The organism is Paenibacillus sp. FSL W8-0186 (assembly GCF_037969765.1).
Classification (GTDB): Bacteria; Bacillota; Bacilli; order Paenibacillales; family Paenibacillaceae; genus Fontibacillus; species Fontibacillus woosongensis.
This window is the reverse complement of sequence record NZ_CP150207.1, coordinates 4120191-4138034: the sequence shown is the minus strand read 5'-3', so window position 1 is coordinate 4138034 and position 17844 is coordinate 4120191. Positions and strand designations below refer to the sequence as shown.

General features: G+C 52.0%; 11 protein-coding genes. 6 read left to right on the top strand and 5 right to left on the bottom strand.

Features of this window, described 5'->3' with window-relative positions; all coding sequences use genetic code 11:
- The first annotated feature begins 112 nt into the window (after positions 1-112).
- The 3 genes from MKX50_RS18460 to MKX50_RS18450 all read left to right on the top strand — a co-directional run bounded on the left by MKX50_RS18460 (position 113) and on the right by MKX50_RS18450 (position 9957).
- Positions 113-985, top strand: coding sequence for a hypothetical protein (locus tag MKX50_RS18460; RefSeq protein WP_339157549.1), 873 nt, complete (start codon positions 113-115; stop codon positions 983-985).
- A gap of 160 nt (positions 986-1145) precedes the next feature.
- Positions 1146-8525, top strand: coding sequence for a WIAG-tail domain (locus MKX50_RS18455; RefSeq protein WP_339157548.1), 7380 nt, complete (start codon positions 1146-1148; stop codon positions 8523-8525).
- A gap of 418 nt (positions 8526-8943) precedes the next feature.
- A complete protein-coding gene (locus tag MKX50_RS18450) occupies positions 8944-9957 on the top strand; it encodes a LacI family DNA-binding transcriptional regulator (RefSeq protein WP_213589677.1) in 1014 nt (337 codons plus the stop codon).
- A gap of 57 nt (positions 9958-10014) precedes the next feature.
- Here the strand turns inward: MKX50_RS18450 and MKX50_RS18445 are convergent, their stop codons facing one another.
- Entirely contained in the window at positions 10015-10959 is a 945-nt protein-coding gene (locus MKX50_RS18445; protein WP_213589678.1) for a sugar kinase, read from the bottom strand.
- A gap of 286 nt (positions 10960-11245) precedes the next feature.
- On the opposite strand from MKX50_RS18445, the gene MKX50_RS18440 reads away from it, so the two are divergent.
- Complete coding sequence (locus MKX50_RS18440) at positions 11246-11884, top strand: bifunctional 4-hydroxy-2-oxoglutarate aldolase/2-dehydro-3-deoxy-phosphogluconate aldolase (protein WP_213589679.1); 639 nt, start codon at positions 11246-11248, stop codon at positions 11882-11884.
- A 103-nt stretch (positions 11885-11987) separates the two neighbouring features.
- On the opposite strand, the gene MKX50_RS18435 is transcribed toward MKX50_RS18440, so the two are convergent.
- From MKX50_RS18435 to MKX50_RS18420, 4 genes are all read right to left on the bottom strand, one after another.
- Entirely contained in the window at positions 11988-13091 is a 1104-nt protein-coding gene (locus MKX50_RS18435) for a Gfo/Idh/MocA family oxidoreductase (protein WP_213589680.1), read from the bottom strand.
- Between the two features lie 34 nt (positions 13092-13125).
- Positions 13126-13860, bottom strand: a complete 735-nt coding sequence (locus MKX50_RS18430) for a ThuA domain-containing protein (protein ID WP_339157547.1) — start codon at positions 13858-13860, stop codon at positions 13126-13128.
- A gap of 15 nt (positions 13861-13875) precedes the next feature.
- A complete protein-coding gene (locus tag MKX50_RS18425) occupies positions 13876-15036 on the bottom strand; it encodes a Gfo/Idh/MocA family oxidoreductase (RefSeq protein WP_155610708.1) in 1161 nt (386 codons plus the stop codon).
- Positions 15037-15196: 160 nt separating this feature from the next.
- Positions 15197-16021, bottom strand: a complete 825-nt coding sequence (locus tag MKX50_RS18420) for an AraC family transcriptional regulator (RefSeq protein WP_213589682.1) — start codon at positions 16019-16021, stop codon at positions 15197-15199.
- Positions 16022-16197: 176 nt separating this feature from the next.
- Here MKX50_RS18420 and MKX50_RS18415 point away from each other — a divergent pair, with 176 nt between their 5' ends.
- Positions 16198-16926 carry an alpha/beta fold hydrolase gene (locus tag MKX50_RS18415; RefSeq protein ID WP_213589683.1) on the top strand — a complete coding sequence of 243 codons (729 nt, stop codon included), beginning with the start codon at positions 16198-16200 and terminating at the stop codon, positions 16924-16926.
- 289 nt (positions 16927-17215) lie between these two features.
- The gene (locus MKX50_RS18410) at positions 17216-17833 is read left to right on the top strand and encodes a helix-turn-helix transcriptional regulator (protein WP_155610705.1); all 618 of its coding nucleotides are present in this window, start codon (positions 17216-17218) and stop codon (positions 17831-17833) included.
- Positions 17834-17844 lie beyond the last annotated feature (11 nt).

Genomic DNA, 17844 nt, shown 5'->3' with positions numbered 1-17844 from the left:
TTGCTTGAACGAAGGCGGGATGGCTTATCGACTAGCTGCAGACGGCGAATTCGGGTAATAAATAGTGCAACATTTCTAGAGCTTGAAACGTTATCGTAGGTGGAGGTGCATAATGAATAAGAGCAGAAAAGTATTAACATTATTGGCGGCAGTGGTGTTAACGTTGTCTTTGTCGCTAACCGCGTGCAGCAAGACGGGAACGAACCAGCCGGGAAACTCGAATAACGGGAATGGCCAGATACAAGATGAGACCAAACCTCCCGAAGATGCCGGAAATGAGGTAACAAAACAGGGAACAGGCCGGTTTATAGGATTGATGGATAATCATTCGCTAGAAATAGAGGTAAACGGGGAACCGACGCCATTTCAGATGGATGCCTCGATTTCCGCCATCGCTGAAGGATTGATACCCAGTGACCTGGTCGAATTTGAATACGTAGAAAAGGCGGTCCCCGGGGATGATCCGCTGAAACAGCTGGTTCTTACACGACTGGAGAAGGCTGAGGCGCCCCGGGCGTCAGGAGAGCTGCCCGCGACCAAGGAGCTTGAGGTTGAGCTTGAAGGAATGAAGGAAGAACGGACTGCCAATTTGGCTGAGGGCCAGGGATATGCGCTCTATGTGTTTGATATTTTTGACTTTGATTCGCAATCGGATACTTTGAGCATGAAATACGACTCGAATTACAAGGTGAAAATTACTAAGCTCCCTTCCGATTACAACACGGATGACCTGCGGAGTGAAGCGAAGGAAAGGTTGTCAAAGACAGGCAATGTCGAGGAAGTTACAGGCGAAGTCATGAACAGGTTTATGCCGGATACTTCCGTGTTTTTGCAGGCTGCCGGAAATGATCTGAGCCAGCAATATATTGTCAAGGAAATTGGCGGACAGGGGTATGCGTTCGAAGTGAATATCCCGCAAGGCGAGCCGTCAGAAGGCTTTGTGCCGCTTGCCTATGCTTCCTTGAATTCTATCGTAACTCAATAAATTGAAACGGAAATAGCCTTAGCGAGAAGATCTTGCTAGGGCTATTTGCATGGTGCTGCGTTGAATCGGTCGGCTGCAGAGAATGCAGCTGTGACAAGTGCCTAGCCGTTCGCATATGATGCCACAGACGATTTAATTACTGGGCAAAGGAGAGAACGGCTTGAAGAAGAACAAACCCCCGAGAAGCGGTAAGAAGAAAAAGTCGCTTTATTACGTGGATAATCCGGATATTAATGAGCTTAAACTGCTGGAGACGGAAATAAGCGAGCGGCGAACCGAGCCGAAGGATATGAGGATCCATCAGTCTGCTGCGCCTGCAATATTTTCACCTGATGATGATTTGATGGCGGACGATTTTTTTATCGAGGAGGATGAGTTAGCCGATACAGCGGAGGCGGCTGAGTCAGTAGCGACGGAAAACGCCGAGCATACGGATGATGAAGCATCGTCACCCAACCTGGATTTGGCGGCACATCTGGCGGAGAAGAAGACACCTCTTGCTGACGAAGGGATCGTCTATACGAACGATTTGAGGGATGCCGCCGTAACAGGGCCGAAAATCGCTCCTTATACGATCGATGCATCGAGGATCAAGTATGGGACGATCGGCACGGCCTGGCTAGCCGATTATGCCGTCCAAGGCATCAAGATTGCCGATGGGGCGGTAACCTCATCCAAAATTGCACCTGAATCGATTACAGGTGAGCATCTGGTAGAGGGCTCCATCGAAGGAAGAACGATCAGGAATCGTTCCATTGGGGGGGAGAAGCTTCAGGAAGGCAGCATTACTTCAGATAAGCTGGCTGACGGCATCATCGTAGCTGACAAACTGGCCGATCATTCGATTCAGAGCCGCCACTTGAGCGATTGGATTGTGACCACGGATTTACTGCAGGATCAAGCCGTGACCTCGGATAAAATTATGAGCGGCAGTATTCAAACGATCAATTTGGCCAACGGTGTCATCGATAACTCCAAGCTTGCTGACCAGTCCATCACATCTTCCAAGCTTCGCGACGGCGCTGTGACTGGGGGGAAAATTCAAGACGGGGCTATTCAAAGCCGCCATTTGGCCGAGGATGCGATTAATGTGCGCAATTTGGCTCCCGGTTTGATTGGGAAAGAACAGCTGGCCTACTCTAGCGTCGGAACAGAGCAATTGGAGAACAAGATCATCTCATCGCAGCATATTAAGGAGAACGCTGTCCAATCGGAGCATCTCGCGCCGGAATCGATTGACCGGGTTCATATTCGTGCAAGCAGCATTGGCGAAGAGCATATCGGGGCAGGGCAAATCAAAGGCAAGCATCTGGCCGATCGCAGCATTCTTTCGACAAAGTTGTCTGATCAATCGGTAGGCACGATGCAAATCGTCGAGCAGGCAGTCACCTCATCGAAAATCGCCGACCAAAGCATTTTACCGCAAAAAATAGCGGATGAAGCTGTATTGACCAGGCATCTTGCCCCCGGTTCGATTCAATCAACACAGCTTGCCCCCGGCGCGGTGAAGTCTCCGAACATCGCGGCTGAATCCGTACAGGGAGGACATATCATGTCCTATGCCATTGAGGAGTGGCATATCGCAGAAGATGCTGTGACCGGAGATAAGATTGGTGAAGGTGAAGTTGGGGATCGGCATTTGGCGCAAAACTCCGTTTCAACGCCCCATATTCAGAAGGGGGCAATTATCTCCGAGAAACTGAAGGATGGGAGCATCACTGGAAGTAAGATTGCTGACGGAGCTGTCACAGCAAAGGCTATCGATGCCGGGGCAATCCATTCTTACCATCTGGCTCAAGGAGTTGTTCATGCCCCTCATATAGCACCGGAGAGCGTCGGAGGGATTCAACTGCAGCCAGGAGCCGTTGAAGAGGAGCATATTAATCATGGAGCCGTATTTACCCACCATTTACAGGATCATTCTATCACTTCGCTGAAACTGTCTCCCGAATGCGTTACAAGCGACAAAATTAATGATTTGGCTGTAACGGTATCCAAGCTTGCTGAAGGAAGCGTAGTCTCCTCCAAGCTTGCTCCTGCTTCTATCCTGACCCGGCATATATCAAGAGAGGCCGTCCAAAGCGACGCGCTGGCACCGGGAGCCGTATTGTCCGAGCATGTTGCAACAGAAGCTGTAACTAGCAGGCATCTCGGTACGGGCGTATTGAAGGGTCACCATTTCTCAGATGGTTCGGTATCGGAAAAGGCGTTGAATGATGGAGCGGTTACGGCTGCCAAGCTAAGAGAGAACGCTGTGCAGGATCGGCATTTGGGCGAGGAAGCCATTAAGGGTCGGCATATCGGCAACGCAGTGCTAGAATCGCGGCATATAAGCCCTGAATCGATTACAGGTGATCATTTAGCACCTGAATTACGCCGTGACGGATTGCTTCCCGAGGGCGGAGTCAGCGGAGATGACTTGATGCCGGGCTCAGTAGGCCGAGAACATCTTCAGCCTCGATCCGTTGATGGAGCCGTGCTGCAAACCGGAGTAGTCGGTTCTCTGCATATGATGCCAGATTCCATACAACGCCAACATATTAGTGTAGAATCTGTGCTTAGTCAGCATTTGACCGACAGCGTGATACAATCCCGCCACGTATCGGAAGGGGCTGTCGGCGGACAGCATATTGCTGCCGAAGCGGTCGAGGCATGGCATATCCGGCAGCAAGCTGTGCAGAAGGGGAATTTGTCCGCCGAGCTGCAGCAGCGGGGACTTCTGCCGGAGGACGGAGTCTCTGGGGCCGATATTGCGCCGGGAGCAATTGAACGAATACATCTGCAGGCAGGCATTGTGGATGGCGATGTATTACAGAACGATGCCGTACAATCGGTTCATTTGCAGGCTGATGCGGTGCAGAGCAATCATCTGGCACAGCAATCCGTTCACGGCGGGCATCTCGCGAATGGAGCGGTAGCGGGGCAGCATATAGCTTTGGGCTCCATAGATGGACAGCATATCGCCGATGCTTCGCTGGGATCCCGCCATCTTCAGCCGAAGGCGGTGGAGGTTGAGCACTTATCTGCCGAGCTGCGGGAGGAAGGGCTGCTTCCGGCGACAGGAATTGCGGGAAAGGACATTATGCAGGGCGCGATCAGCCGGGTTCATTTGCAGGAAGGGGCGGTAGACAGCGATGTATTGCAACGGGAATCCGTAAGCTCGTCGAAATTGCAGCCGCGTTCGGTGCTGCCCCATCATTTGAGCGATGAGTCGGTTAACGGACAGCATTTGACGGAAGCCGCAATTGAAGCCCGACACTTAACAGAAGGCAGCGTGGAGGAGAAGCATCTTGCCGATTCTTCGGTTGATGCCCGGCATATTCGTCCACATGCAGTGCAATTAGAGCATTTGTCGTCTGATTTGCATCGCGAAGGATTGCTTCCAGAGGGAGGAATTGTCAGCAAAGATGTGGCAGCAGGCGTGATTGGGCGCATTCATTTGCAGTCAGGCGTTGTGGATAGTGATGTTCTGCTAGGGGAGAGCGTAAATTCTTCGCATATTCAGAGCGAGGCGGTGCAGGGCCATCACTTGGCGGAGGGAGCGGTACAGAGCCGCCATTTGTCGCCTGGTTCGGTGAAGATGGAGCATCTATGTGAAAATAGCGTGAACGGCAGACACCTCGCGGATTCCTCCGTCGAATCGAGGCAGATTTCTCCTCAAGCCGTTCAAGTAAAGCATTTATCTATTGACCTGCAGCGGAATGGATTGCTGCCGGAGGCCGGCGTAAGGGGAAGCGATTTAGCAGCAGGCTCGGTCAGCCGTGCTCATCTGCATCCTGGGGCGGTAGACAGCGTTGTGCTCCAAGAAGAGTCCGTCGGGGCAGCGCATCTTCAGGCAGGAGCCGTTCAGAGCTATCACTTGGCAGAACAACTGATCCAAAGCCAACATCTGGCATCGGGTCAAGTGGAATCCCGCCATTTGAGCGAAGGCATTGTATCAGCCAGCCATATTGCGGAAAGAGTGGTGAGCTCCCGTCATATTGATGCCGGCACGTTGAAGGCTGAACACTTATCTGTCGAGCTGCGGCAGGAAGGATTATTGCCAGAGGACGGTGTGAAAGGAAGCGACTTGGCAGCAGGGTCGGTCAGTCGTGTGCATCTGCAGCCGGACGCGGTGGACAGCGCAGTGCTCCAGGAAGAGTCCGTAGGGACGGCACATCTGCAGGCAGAGGCAATTCAGAGCTATCATCTGGCGGATGAATTAATCCAAAGCCAACATCTGGCGGCAGGTCAGGTGGAATCCCGCCATCTGAGCGAAGGCATTGTATTAGCCAGCCATATTGCGGAAGGCGCGGTGAGCTCCCGTCATATTGATGCTGGCACGTTGAAGGCTGAGCATTTATCCGCCGAGCTGCGGCAGGAAGGATTATTGCCAGAGGGCGGTGTGAAGGGAAGCGACTTGGCAGCAGGTTCGGTCAGCCGTGCTCACTTGCAGCCAGGCGTGGTAGATGGCGAGGTGCTCCAAGAAGAGTCCGTGGGGACGGCACATTTGCAGGCAGGAGCGGTGCAGAGTTATCATCTGGCGGATGAATTGATCCAAAGCCATCATCTGGCGGCAGGTCAAGTGGAATCCCATCATTTGAGCGAAGATAGCGTGTTAGAAAGCCATATTGGGGAAGGCGCGGTGAGCTCCCGCCATATCAGCGCTGGCACGTTGAAGGCTGAACACTTATCTGCCGATCTGCGGCAGGAAGGATTGCTGCCAGAGGGCGGTGTGAAGGGAAGCGATCTGGCAGCAGGTTCGGTCAGCCGTGCTCACTTGCAGCCAGGCGTGGTAGATGGCGAGGTGCTCCAGGAAGAGTCCGTGGGGACGGCACATTTGCAGGCAGGAGCGGTGCAGAGTTATCATCTGGCGGATGAATTGATCCAAAGCCAACATCTGGCGGCAGGTCAAGTGGAATCTCGCCATTTGAGCGAAGGTATCGTCTTAGAAAACCATATTATGGAAGGCGCGGTGAGCTCCCGCCATATCAGCGCTGGCACGTTGAAGGCTGAACACTTATCTGCCGATCTGCGGCAGGAAGGATTGCTGCCAGAGGGCGGTGTGAAGGGAAGCGATCTGGCAGCAGGTTCGGTCAGCCGCGCACATTTGCAGTCAGGTGTAGTAGATAGCGAGGTGCTTCAAGAAGAGTCCGTCGAGGCAGCGCATCTTCAGGCAGGAGCCGTTCAGAGCTATCATCTGGCGGATGACCTGATTCAAAGCCAACATCTGGCTGCTGGTCAGGTGGAATCCCGTCATTTGAGCGAAGGCCTCATCTCAGAGAGCCATATTGCGGAAGGCGCGGTGAGCTCCCGTCATATCGGTGCTGGCACGTTGAAGGCTGAACACTTATCTGCCGATCTGCGGCAGGAAGGATTGCTGCCAGAGGGCGGTGTGAAGGGAAGCGATCTGGCAGCAGGTTCGGTCAGCCGTGCTCACTTGCAGCCAGGCGTGGTAGATGGCGAGGTGCTCCAGGAAGAGTCCGTGGGCGCATCACATCTTCAGGCAGAGGCGATTCAGAGCCACCATCTGGCGGATGACCTGATTCAAAGCCAACATCTGGCTGCTGGTCAGGTGGAATCTCGCCATCTGAGCGAAGGCCTCATTTCAGAGAGCCATATTGCGGAAGGCGCGGTGAGTTCCCGCCATATCAGCGCTGGCACGTTGAAGGCTGAGCACTTGTCTGCCGATCTGCGGGAGGAAGGATTACTGCCAGAGGGCGGCGTGAAGGGAAGCGATCTGGCAGCAGGTTCGGTCAACCGTGCGCATCTGCAGCCGGGCGTAGTAGATGGAGAGGTGCTCCAGGAAGAGTCCGTGGGCGCATCACATCTTCAGGCAGAGGCGATTCAGAGCCACCATCTGGCGGATGAATTGATCCAAAGCCAGCATCTGGCTGCTGGTCAGGTGGAATCTCGCCATCTGAGCGAAGGCCTCATTTCAGAGAGCCATATTGCGGAAGGCGCGGTGAGTTCCCGCCATATCAGCGCTGGCACGTTGAAGGCTGAGCACTTGTCTGCCGATCTGCGGGAGGAAGGATTGCTGCCAGAGGGCGGCGTGAAGGGAAGCGATCTGGCAGCAGGTTCGGTCAGCCGAGCTCACTTGCAGCCGGGCGTAGTAGATGGAGAGGTGCTCCAGGAAGAGTCCGTGGGCGCATCACATCTTCAGGCAGAGGCGATTCAGAGCCACCATCTGGCGGATGATCTGATTCAAAGCCAACATCTGGCTGCTGGTCAAGTGGAATCCCATCATTTGAGCGAAGGCCTCGTGTCAGAAAGCCATATTGCGGAAGGCGCGGTGAGTTCCCGCCATATCGGTGCCGGCACGGTGAAGGCTGAGCACTTGTCTGCCGATCTGCGGCAGGAAGGATTGCTGCCAGAGGGCGGCGTGAAGGGAAGCGATTTGGCAGCAGGTTCGGTCAGCCGTGCTCACTTGCAGCCAGGCGTAGTAGATGGCGAGGTGCTCCAGGAAGATTCCGTGGGGGCGTCACATCTGCAGGCAGAGGCAATTCAGAGCTATCATCTGGCGGATGATCTGATTCAAAGCCATCATCTGGCGGCAGGTCAAGTGGAATCCCATCATTTGAGCGAAGGCCTCGTGTCAGAAAGCCATATTGCGGAAGGCGCAGTGAGTTCCCGCCATATTGGTGCCGGCACGTTGAAGGCTGAGCACTTGTCTGCCGATCTGCGGCAGGAAGGATTGCTGCCAGAGGGCGGTGTGAAGGGAAGCGATCTGGCGGCAGGCTCGGTCAGCCGAGCTCACTTGCAGCCAGGCGTAGTAGATGGCGAGGTGCTCCAGGAAGAGTCCGTGGGCACGCCGCATCTGCAGGCAGAGGCAATTCAGAGCTATCATCTGGCGGATGATCTGATTCAAAGCCATCATCTGGCGGCAGGTCAAGTGGAATCCCATCATTTGAGCGAAGGCCTCGTGTCAGAAAGCCATATTGCGGAAGGCGCGGTGAGTTCCCGCCATATCGGTGCCGGCACGGTGAAGGCTGAGCACTTGTCTGCCGATCTGCGACAGGAAGGACTATTGCCAGAAGGCGGTGTAAAGGGAAGTGATCTGGCAGCAGGTTCGGTCAGCCGAGCTCACTTGCAGCTCAGTGCAGTAGACGGAGCCGTACTGCAGGAAGAGTCCGTGGGGGCGTCACATCTGCAGGCAGGAGCTGTTCAGGGCAATCATTTGGCGGATGCAGTCATACAAAGCCAACATTTGTCCGCCGGAGCGATCGAGAGCCCGCATATTAAGCAGGGTGCGGTTCAATTGGAGCATTTGTCGGTAACACCTGTGGTTGCCATACGCGATCAACCAACGATGCAGCAGTTTGGAATGGCAGCATTTCTTCTTCAGAATCACGAAGAATCGACAGAAGTGATGGTGTTGCTTGAGGAGCCCTTTGCCCATGCGCATTATGTCATCGTAGCGATGGCGAACAATCCGGGGTATTACGTCTCGTTGAAATCGCAGGCGCCTGACTCAGCAATTCTTGAAATCTCGAGGCTGAAGCCCAGCTCTAGAAATTATGGATTCGTCACATGGATCGCTATTGGCAGTCTGAACTAGCCGTAAATTTGGGATATCAGGTATAAGGATAGGATCAGAGGGACATCTCTTTTGTATGAAAATCGCGGGTTGCAGCCTGCAATTTTAGTACGGAGGCAGATGTCTCTTTTGCTTGGAATTATATCGTATCTGCCGTCTAGTCAACAGACTAGAGAATTGAGGGGAATACCCAGAGCAGGCAATCACCACAAGCTATCTATAGAAATGGGCTTATGGGTCACTCGTCATCTTGCCGAGCCGCTCAGAGGGAAAATGGCCAAGCAGAAAAATTTGCAGCAGGTAATTAGATGCAGGTGAACCATAGCTATAGATTATTTACTAAAAGATAGGTATACTTTTTTAGTAATATAGATGAATTGAGTGACGATATCCGATTAGTATTGTTCCTCACGGGTTGGACAAGGAGCGGAGAAGGTTGATGAAAAAACCGACAATCGAAGATGTGGCCAAAAGAGCCGGGGTTTCCAAAAGCACGGTCTCCCAGTATTTAAACGAACGATATCAATACATGAGCGAGGATACAAGAAGGCGGATCAGCGAGGTTATCGAGGACCTCAAATATCAGCCGAACGGGCTTGCCCGTAGCCTGAAGCAGAACCGAACCTTCATGGTTGGCATCATTGTGGCCAATATCGATTACTCGTTATCGATCAAATGCATACGCGCCATCGAAAATGAGCTGCAGCAGCATAAAACGCAGGTGATTATATGCAACGCCGATGAGAGTCCGGAGAAGGAGCGCGAATATATCGAAATGCTGGCAGCTCGCCAGGTCGACGGCCTGATCGTGTTCCCGTCCGGGAACGGTAACAGTTCCTATCGCAGGGTGATGGAGATGAAGCTCCCGCTTGTATTTCTGGATCGGCTCGTTGAGGGAGTAACGACGCAAAGCTTGCTGCTTGATAACGAAGCTGCGGCAAAAATCGCGATTCAGGAACTGGCCGAGCATGGACATAAACGGATTGCGATTCTGTCGCTTCCGCTTGGCGATTACGCCATTACACCCCGCAAGGAGCGGATCAGCGGGTATAAAAAAGCGATGGAAGAGCTCGGCCTTCCGACCGACGAAGCCTATATTTGCCATGCACCAAAAGAAAATATAGCCGAGGTGCTGGAAAGGCTGCTGGCACTGCCCGAACCGCCAACAGCGCTGCTGGCAGGCAATGATATTGTGCTGGCGGAAATTTTGAAGTTCGCCAATCAGACAGGCCTGCGGATTCCCGATCAGCTGTCCGTGATTGGCATCGATGATGCCGAGTTTGCGCATATCTATAATCCGGTCATTACAACGATATCTCAGCCTGCTTACGACATGGGGACACAGGCTGCAAAAATATTGCTCTCTTCGATCGAACAGAAGGGGACGGAGCTGCCGATTACATACCGTTTCCCGCCGATGCTGCAGCAAGGGCAATCCGTACGGACAATATAAAAAAAGAACATGCTCCCGTTAGCGATGGGACATGTTCTTTTTTTATCATATCAAGATTTATTGCTTCATGAATTTCTGCAGCTTCTCCTGGTCAGGCAAACCGTCCATGTCCCCCGGAGACATGACATTGATGGCACCGATCGCATTGCCGCGCCGGACGGCCTCCTGCAGCGGCAGCTGCTCCAGCAATCCGCTGATGACGCCTACGGCAAAGCCGTCTCCTGCTCCAACGGTGTCCACGACTTCTTTGACCTTGAAGCCCGGAACATATCCTTCCCCGTCTGATGATTTGAAATAAGCGCCTTCCGGTCCAAGCTTGATCACCACGAGCGAAACGCCGCGCGCCAGATAGAAATCGGCGATGGCTTCCGGCTTATCATGCCCCGTAAGCAGCTTGCCTTCGCTAATCCCCGGGAATACCCAGTTGGCGCGGGCGGCCAGGCCGTTAATCGCTTTCACCATCGTATCTGTATCCGGCCATAGGGAAGGGCGCAGGTTTGGATCGAAGGATACGGTTTTTCCCTGGGACCGCATGAAATCGACAGCGTGAAGAGCAAATTCATGACAGGATTTCGAAACCGCCGGGAAAATGCCAGTTACATGCATATGCTTCGCGGATGCGAAATAATCACCGTCAAAATCGGATAAGCTGATTGTAGAGGCGGCTGAATTTTTGCGAAAATATTCAACGACAGGATCTCCTGTCAGTACTTTCGATTTGACCAGCATACCCGTTCTATATTCATTCGTAAATTTTACGTTGGAGGTGTCGATGTTCTCCTTGTTCAGGGTATCGGTAATAAAATGGCCGAAGTTATCCTCCCCGAGCTTGGTGACCAGACCGACGGAGTGGCCCAAACGGGATAATCCGACGGAGACGTTGCATTCGGCGCCGGCCATCCCCTTGGAGAAAGAAAGCGCTTTATGCAATTCCCCGGGTTCATTGGCGTAAAACATCGCCATCGGTTCGCCGAAAGTGACTACGTCAAGCTTCTTGTTCATTTATGCTTCCTCCTAAATCTAATTGTGAGATATGAACTTATTTAGCATATTCAAAATAATCGGTTATCTTGAAATTAACACATAAATCGGTTTTGTACAATAAAGGAATTAAGGAATCGTGCTTTGACACAGATCCTCCATAAGAATCCGTAGAATTTAGCGAATAAACGATAATTATTCAAGAAATATAGTGCATTTAAAGCAGAGTTGTTGTTTAATATGATGTAGATAATCATAAATAGCAAGGTAAATAAGATAAAAAAGTTTAGTTGAGAGGGAGATGGCGATGAAGAAAATAAAAGTGCTGCAAAATATTACAGAGTTGGGCGTCGTCGCGGTAATCCGCGGAGACGATGCGGAGTCCGCCTATCAAATGTCCAAGGCTTGCATCGAAGGCGGTTTGAATAATATTGAGGTTACTTTTACGACGCCGGACGCCGACGAGGTTATCAAACGCCTGATTAAAGAATACGAAGGGCAGGCTGTGATTGGTGCGGGAACGGTGCTGGATCCGATCACCGCGAGAATCGCCATTTTGGCAGGAGCCGAATTCGTTGTAAGTCCTTCCTTTGATGAGGAGACAGGCAAGCTGTGCAATCTGTACAGCATACCTTACATGCCTGGCTGCATGACGCTTAATGAGATGAAGGAAGCGTTGAAGCTCGGCGTGGATGTGCTGAAGCTGTTCCCGGGCAATAACTTTAATCCGGGTTATATCAAGGCTGTCAAAGGCCCGATGCCGCATGTGAACATCATGCCAACCGGCGGCGTCGATCTCGACAATATGGAGCAGTGGGTTCGCAGCGGATGCATTGCGGTAGGGATTGGCGGAAACCTGACGGCACCGGCCAAGGAAGGGCGTTACGATCTGATCGCTGAGCTTGCCGCTAAATACGTGGCCAAGTTCCGCGAAATCCGTGCATAAGCAATCTGCATCAAAAATAAAACAGCAACTAATAAACCGGGCAGGGGATATCGCAACCCCTGCCCGGTTTTTATATGTCGTGTATCTATTAAAGTTTTAGAGTCTAATCCAGTGTATAAGGCGCAAGATCGGCTGGAAGAGCGGCAGGGCGCTCGCAGCGGCTGTGCATCTCGTAATAGCGGCCTGAGTCGGATGATTCATGGAACGCCCACATCGCTTCCAGCACATGGTAAGCTAGCTCTCCGCTGGCCCGGTGCGGACGGCCGCGAAGCAGAGAATAGGCCATGTCTGCCGGGCCAATTCCACGGCTGTTCTCTGTATAGCCTGGAAGAAGCGGCTGCTCTGTCCATTCGGCTTCCCCAATTTTACGGTATTTCACCGGGCCGCCGAACGTGTTCGGATCAGGCACGAGCAGCGTTCCTTCCGTCCCATGGATTTCGATCGGCGGCAGGCTGCTGCCGCCAAAGATATCGAAACTCGTAATCAGGGTCGCGATGGCCCCGTTATCGAAGCGAAGCGTGCCGGCAACATGGGTGGGAATGTCGACGGGAATCATTTTGCCGTATTTTTTGTCGCTCGTAATGATTCGCTCTTCCATGGCTTTGCCTGTCATCCCGGCAATGGAATGAATCGGGCCGAGCAATTGCACCAGGGCGGTCAAATAATATGGCCCCATATCGAACATTGGACCCCCGCCTTGCGCATAGTAAAACTCTGGATCCGGATGCCAGAACTCGTGCCCGCGGCTCATCATGAAGGCTGTTGCCGATACGGGGCGGCCGATCACGCCATCCTCGATCAATTTGAGGGCGGTTTGGATGCCAGCGCCCAGGAAAGTTTCCGGAGCGCTGCCAACGATAAGGCCAAGCCTTTTCGCCGTATCCAGCACGAGCCTGCCTTCCTCCAGCGTAGCGGTAAGCGGCTTTTCCACATACACATGTTTGCCGGCTTCCAGAGCTTTAAGGCTTACCTCGGCGTGCACCGCTGGAATCGTCAGGTTGATGACGATGTCGATATCCGGGTCCGCGAGCAGCTCATCCGTAGTATAGGCGCGAGGAATGCCGTATTTCTCCGCCTGTTCCCGGGCGCGGCTTACATCCAGGTCAGCGCAGGCCGCAAGCTCTAGGACGCTGAATTTTTTGCAGTTCTCCATATAAATGCTGCTGATTTTCCCGCAGCCGATAATGCCAACCTTCATTTTGTCCATGATACGCCTCTCCTCTTCCGTGCAGCTTGGCGGTTTATTGGCTGTCGCCCATGCCGGTATAGTGATTTTGCTGCTTAAGCGCCTGACCGCCATACATTTCTCTAGCGAGCTGCTTGCCTTCCGCTGCCCAGAGGAGGCCGCGGGTCATCAGCTCGGTGACCTCCGGCATCGCAACGATGTCTGCGTGATGTCCGAGGGAATTATAATATACGCGCCCGATTCCCCAGCGCTTCGTCCAGACGACCGGCATATCGACGGCTTTGTTCAATCGGTGAGGGCCGTCGGCTACGGGAAAACGGGTGGTCGCCAGCACCTCGACTGCCGGGTCCACATGCAGGTAATATTGCTCGCTCACTACCTTAAAGTCTTCCATTCCGGCGACAAGCGGGCTGGAGGACTGCTTGATTTCTACCATATATTCTATGCCGTCATTCCCCGGGTGGGCCACCCATTGGCCTCCGGTCATAAACTGCCAGTCTACATTATGGCGGAAGGAGTCGCACATGCCGCCGTGGCACCCGGCGAGCCCAGTACCGTTCTGAACGGCTGCCGATACGTTGTTGACATATGCTTGCGGGATTTCCCCCATCGTCCAGACGGGCACGATTAGATCAAGACCCATCAGCTTCTCTGCATCTGCATACGCTTCCAATGTATCCGCGACTTCCACGTCGAATTGATGGTTTCGCAATATATTTGCGAAGATGCCAGCGACTTGCTCCGGTTCGTGTCCGTCCCAGCCGCCCCAGACAATTAATGCCTTTTTCATATCTCTATGTCTCCTTTACATTTCCGAGATTTCGACCCAGCGGCGCTCGTCAATGGAGCGCTCTACAGCCTCCAGGACAGCCTGGCATTTCACGCCGTCACGGAAATTCGGCTGTGGCAGCCTCTCTTCCCGAAGAGCGTTGGTTAGCTCCAATATTTCATGAATGAACGTATGCTCGAAGCCGATCGTATGTCCTGGCGGCCACCAAGCTTCCGCATATTCATGGGCCGGATCCGTAGCCAGCACTCTCCGGAAGCCTTGGACATCCTCTTCATCCGAGTTAAAATACACTTCCAGCTCGTTCATCCGTTCAAAGTCAAATTTTACGCTGCCCAAGCTCCCGTTAATTTCAAAGGAATTGGTCGACCGGTGTCCTGCCGCGAAACGGGTCGCTTCGAAGCTGCCGAGCGCGCCGTTGGCGAACCGCGCCAGGAAGAGCGTTGCATCGTCGACGGTAACCGGTCCCCGTGGAGCATCTTTGCTGCCCTTGGCGCTGAGTCCCGTCATTTCCTCGGCGATCGGGCGCTCTTTAATGAAGGTCTCGCTCATCCCGATGACCTCATGAATGTCCCCGACCAAGTAGTGGGCCAGATCGATCAAATGGGCGCCGAGATCGCCATGCGAGCCCGAGCCGGCAATTTCCTTCTGCAGCCGCCAGACGAGCGGGAATTCGGGGTCCATGACCCAATCCTGCAGGAACCAGGCTCTGAAATGATAAATTTTGCCGAGCCTGCCGCTTTCTACGAGTTTTTTGGCCAGCTTGACCGCCGGTGAAAAGCGATAGTTGAAGCCGATCATATGGGCTACTTTGGCTTCCTCCGCCGCCTGCAGCATCTCGCGGGCGTCGCTTAATGTCAGCGCAAGCGGTTTTTCGCAGAAAATATGCTTTCCGGCTTTGGCCGCAGCGAGTGCAATTTCTTTATGAACATCGCTTGGGGCATTGATATCGATCAAGTCAATGTCGTCACGCGCGATCAGATCCTTCCAGTCCGTTACGACATCAGACCAGCCCAATTGTGCGGCAGCCTCGGTTACGGCTTCCTTGTTTCTTCCGCACAGGGCGGTCATTTCAGGCTTCATAGCCTCAGGAAAAAACATCGGCAGAGTCCGGTAAGCGTTGCTGTGTGCTTTTCCCATAAATTTGTAGCCAATCATTCCGACGCGCAGCTGCTTCATTGTATCCCTCCATCGATAATAAAATTGAATTCAATATTATTATAGGAATTACCCCGATGAATCTCTCGCCAGTTTATGCTTATTCATAGACAAAAAATGCACTTTAAACGTAAAGTGCATTCCAAATTGAAATTAAATATGATGAACAGACAGTTTAGCATTAAGAAACACCGTCACGCGAGCTGGAAGGGACGCAGCCCTTCAATTCTTTATATACCCGATTGAACGTACGGATGCTGTTAAAGCCGCATTCCAGCGCTATATCCATAATGCTGGCATCGCTGCTGATCAGCTTGCGTTCCGCCTTGAGCACGCGGATCGTATTTAAGTAGGTCCGAAAATTCATACCCACAGCGCTTTTGAACGTGCGGCAAAAATAAGACGGCTCCATTTGAAAATGGGTCGAGATCAATTCCACGGATAAATCATCCTGATAATTTTCTTCAATGAACGACAAAATTTGCTGGATTCTCGCCCGCTTTGATTCGAGCTTGCTTCGTGAGCTGCGGCTCAGCCTGTGGGACGGCCAGTTTCTCTGCAGCGTTCCGCATAGTTCGAGCAGACGGGCTTTGATGAACATTTGATAACCTGGTTTGGCGTTTTCTTTTTCCTCCATTATGTCGTACAGCAGCGGCCTGATATGCTTGAATGCAGGGTCTCCCCCCGGCATGAAAGGGGAAACAAAGCTGAAATCATTTGGCCAGTTCACGGATAGGCTGATCATTTCCGGCTTAAATATGAGAATGATAACCTGCGAATCTTCTTTACTCTCAAAATGATGAATGTCATTACTGCAGCAAATGACCATATCGCCTTGCGTGAGCAGACGCTTTTCCTCATTGACTCCGACAAGGATACTTCCCGACTCCACATAGATGAATTCAATCTCAGAATGATAATGTGCGTAGAACGTCAGGTTATGCCCGTGGTGGATAACTAGCGGCAATTCGTAATCCAGTATCCAATTCTGATAGAAAGATTTCATGCGCTCACTCCCGTGCTTTGAACATTACACACTTTCATCATATCGGTAAGTACAATTAATGTCTAATACGGATTGTTCTATCACTGTTGGCAAGGTTGAAGTATAATAAATCTATTACAGGAAAATTATAGGAAAGTCCGGAGTGTTCACCAGAATCGGGAGGGGAAGGAGTACGTATGTCTATCGGAAAATTGATCTGCCTTGCGCATGCCGGAGGCAGTGCGTCATCTTATTTACGCTGGAGCAGTCGTTTTGATTCAAGCCTTAAGCTGGTTCCTCTTGAGTATGCAGGTCGCGGAATCAGATCGAACGAGCCTTTATATGAAAAAATGGACGAGACTGTGGCGGATTTAATCCAAATGCTGAGGCCACAGCTGGCTGATCGCATTCCGTATGTCCTATTCGGGCATAGCCTCGGGGCGCTGGTCGCTTACGAGCTCGCTTATGCGCTCCAGCAGGCCCGGCTGCTTGGGCCCTCTATATTGATTCTATCCGGTAAAAATCCGCCTCATCTGCACTCGCGAAACAAGCGTCACTTATTACCTGACGCGGAATTTCGCCAGGAGCTCGCTTCCATGGGCGGGACGCCCCCTGAATTGCTGGAAGATTCGTCTTTTGCTGAATATTTCATGCCGATTGCCCGTTCCGATTTCAAGCTGGTGGAGACGTACCGTCTGGAGGCCGGAAGGCCTAAGCTGCATACAAATATTTGCGTGCTCAATGGCATGGAGGATAACTTCGTCGATTTAAAGGAGATGGAAGGATGGGGACGCTACTGCGAGGGGGAGTTTTGGCAGCAGCAATTCCCTGGAGGGCATTTTTATCTGCACGAGCATATTGAGCAGGTAGCTGTGTATCTGAAGCGATTGCTTGCTCAATCATCGGCTTGGCAGCCGCAGATTTGAAGCTTGTTTTGATCATAAATGAACATGGCCGGGCCTTTAAGGCGCCGGCTTATTTTGCATGAGAACATACCAATTTACACATTAATCGTTTCAAATCAATAAATAGTGCGTATTATATATTGAACAATAATTAAATATGACGTATTATATACACAATAAAACTTTTCATACAGGAAGGAGGAATCAAAATTCGCCAATATGACATTCTAATGAATGACGAAGGAATGTTATACTAGGAGCGAACCTATCTGAAGCGGAGGGATTTATTATCAAACTAACATCCCGTCAATTGGAAATCATTGACATTGTGAAGAAGCATGCTCCGATTACCGGAGATCTCATAGCGGAAATGCTGAATTTGACTCGCCCGACAATCCGTTCAGATTTGTCCATTCTCGTCATGCTCGATTATATCGATGCAAAACCGAAGGTAGGATATTTTTTGGGCAAGAGAAGAACGCCGGAAGAAGAGAGCAAGCTTCGGCTGCTTGATATGAAGGTCGGGGATCTTCACGGCGTACCTGTGATTGTTCGTGAAACGACGACGATTCAAGAGGCGGTCGTCTCGCTTTTTCTAGAGAATGTAGGCCATTTGATTGTTACGGATGAGCAAGGAAGATTGGCAGGGATCGTATCCCGCAAGGATTTACTCAAGGTTACGCTAGGCAACGCCACTGCATCCTCAATGCCCGTAAGTTTCATCATGACTCGGCGGCCTAATATCATCACCGTCTCACCGGAGGATTCGGTGCTTGAGGCGGCGAGGAAAATTATCGCTCATCAAATTGACAGCTTGCCTGTAGTCGTGCCGGCGGAGACCGGCGAAGAGGGAGACGTAAAAGTGGTAGGGCGAATTTCTAAGACAAATATTATAAAAATGCTGCTAGACACGATAGCTGAGGATTAGTGGGAGGAATG

Coding starts and splice junctions, on each gene's coding strand:
- MKX50_RS18450 (WP_213589677.1), top strand. CDS start 8,944: ATGAAAAAACCGACAATCGAAGATGTGGCCAAAAGAGCCGGGGTTTCC.
- MKX50_RS18430 (WP_339157547.1), bottom strand. CDS start 13,860: ATGAAAAAGGCATTAATTGTCTGGGGCGGCTGGGACGGACACGAACCG.
- MKX50_RS18460 (WP_339157549.1), top strand. CDS start 113: ATGAATAAGAGCAGAAAAGTATTAACATTATTGGCGGCAGTGGTGTTA.
- MKX50_RS18420 (WP_213589682.1), bottom strand. CDS start 16,021: ATGAAATCTTTCTATCAGAATTGGATACTGGATTACGAATTGCCGCTA.
- MKX50_RS18415 (WP_213589683.1), top strand. CDS start 16,198: ATGTCTATCGGAAAATTGATCTGCCTTGCGCATGCCGGAGGCAGTGCG.
- MKX50_RS18440 (WP_213589679.1), top strand. CDS start 11,246: ATGAAGAAAATAAAAGTGCTGCAAAATATTACAGAGTTGGGCGTCGTC.
- MKX50_RS18435 (WP_213589680.1), bottom strand. CDS start 13,091: ATGGACAAAATGAAGGTTGGCATTATCGGCTGCGGGAAAATCAGCAGC.
- MKX50_RS18445 (WP_213589678.1), bottom strand. CDS start 10,959: ATGAACAAGAAGCTTGACGTAGTCACTTTCGGCGAACCGATGGCGATG.
- MKX50_RS18425 (WP_155610708.1), bottom strand. CDS start 15,036: ATGAAGCAGCTGCGCGTCGGAATGATTGGCTACAAATTTATGGGAAAA.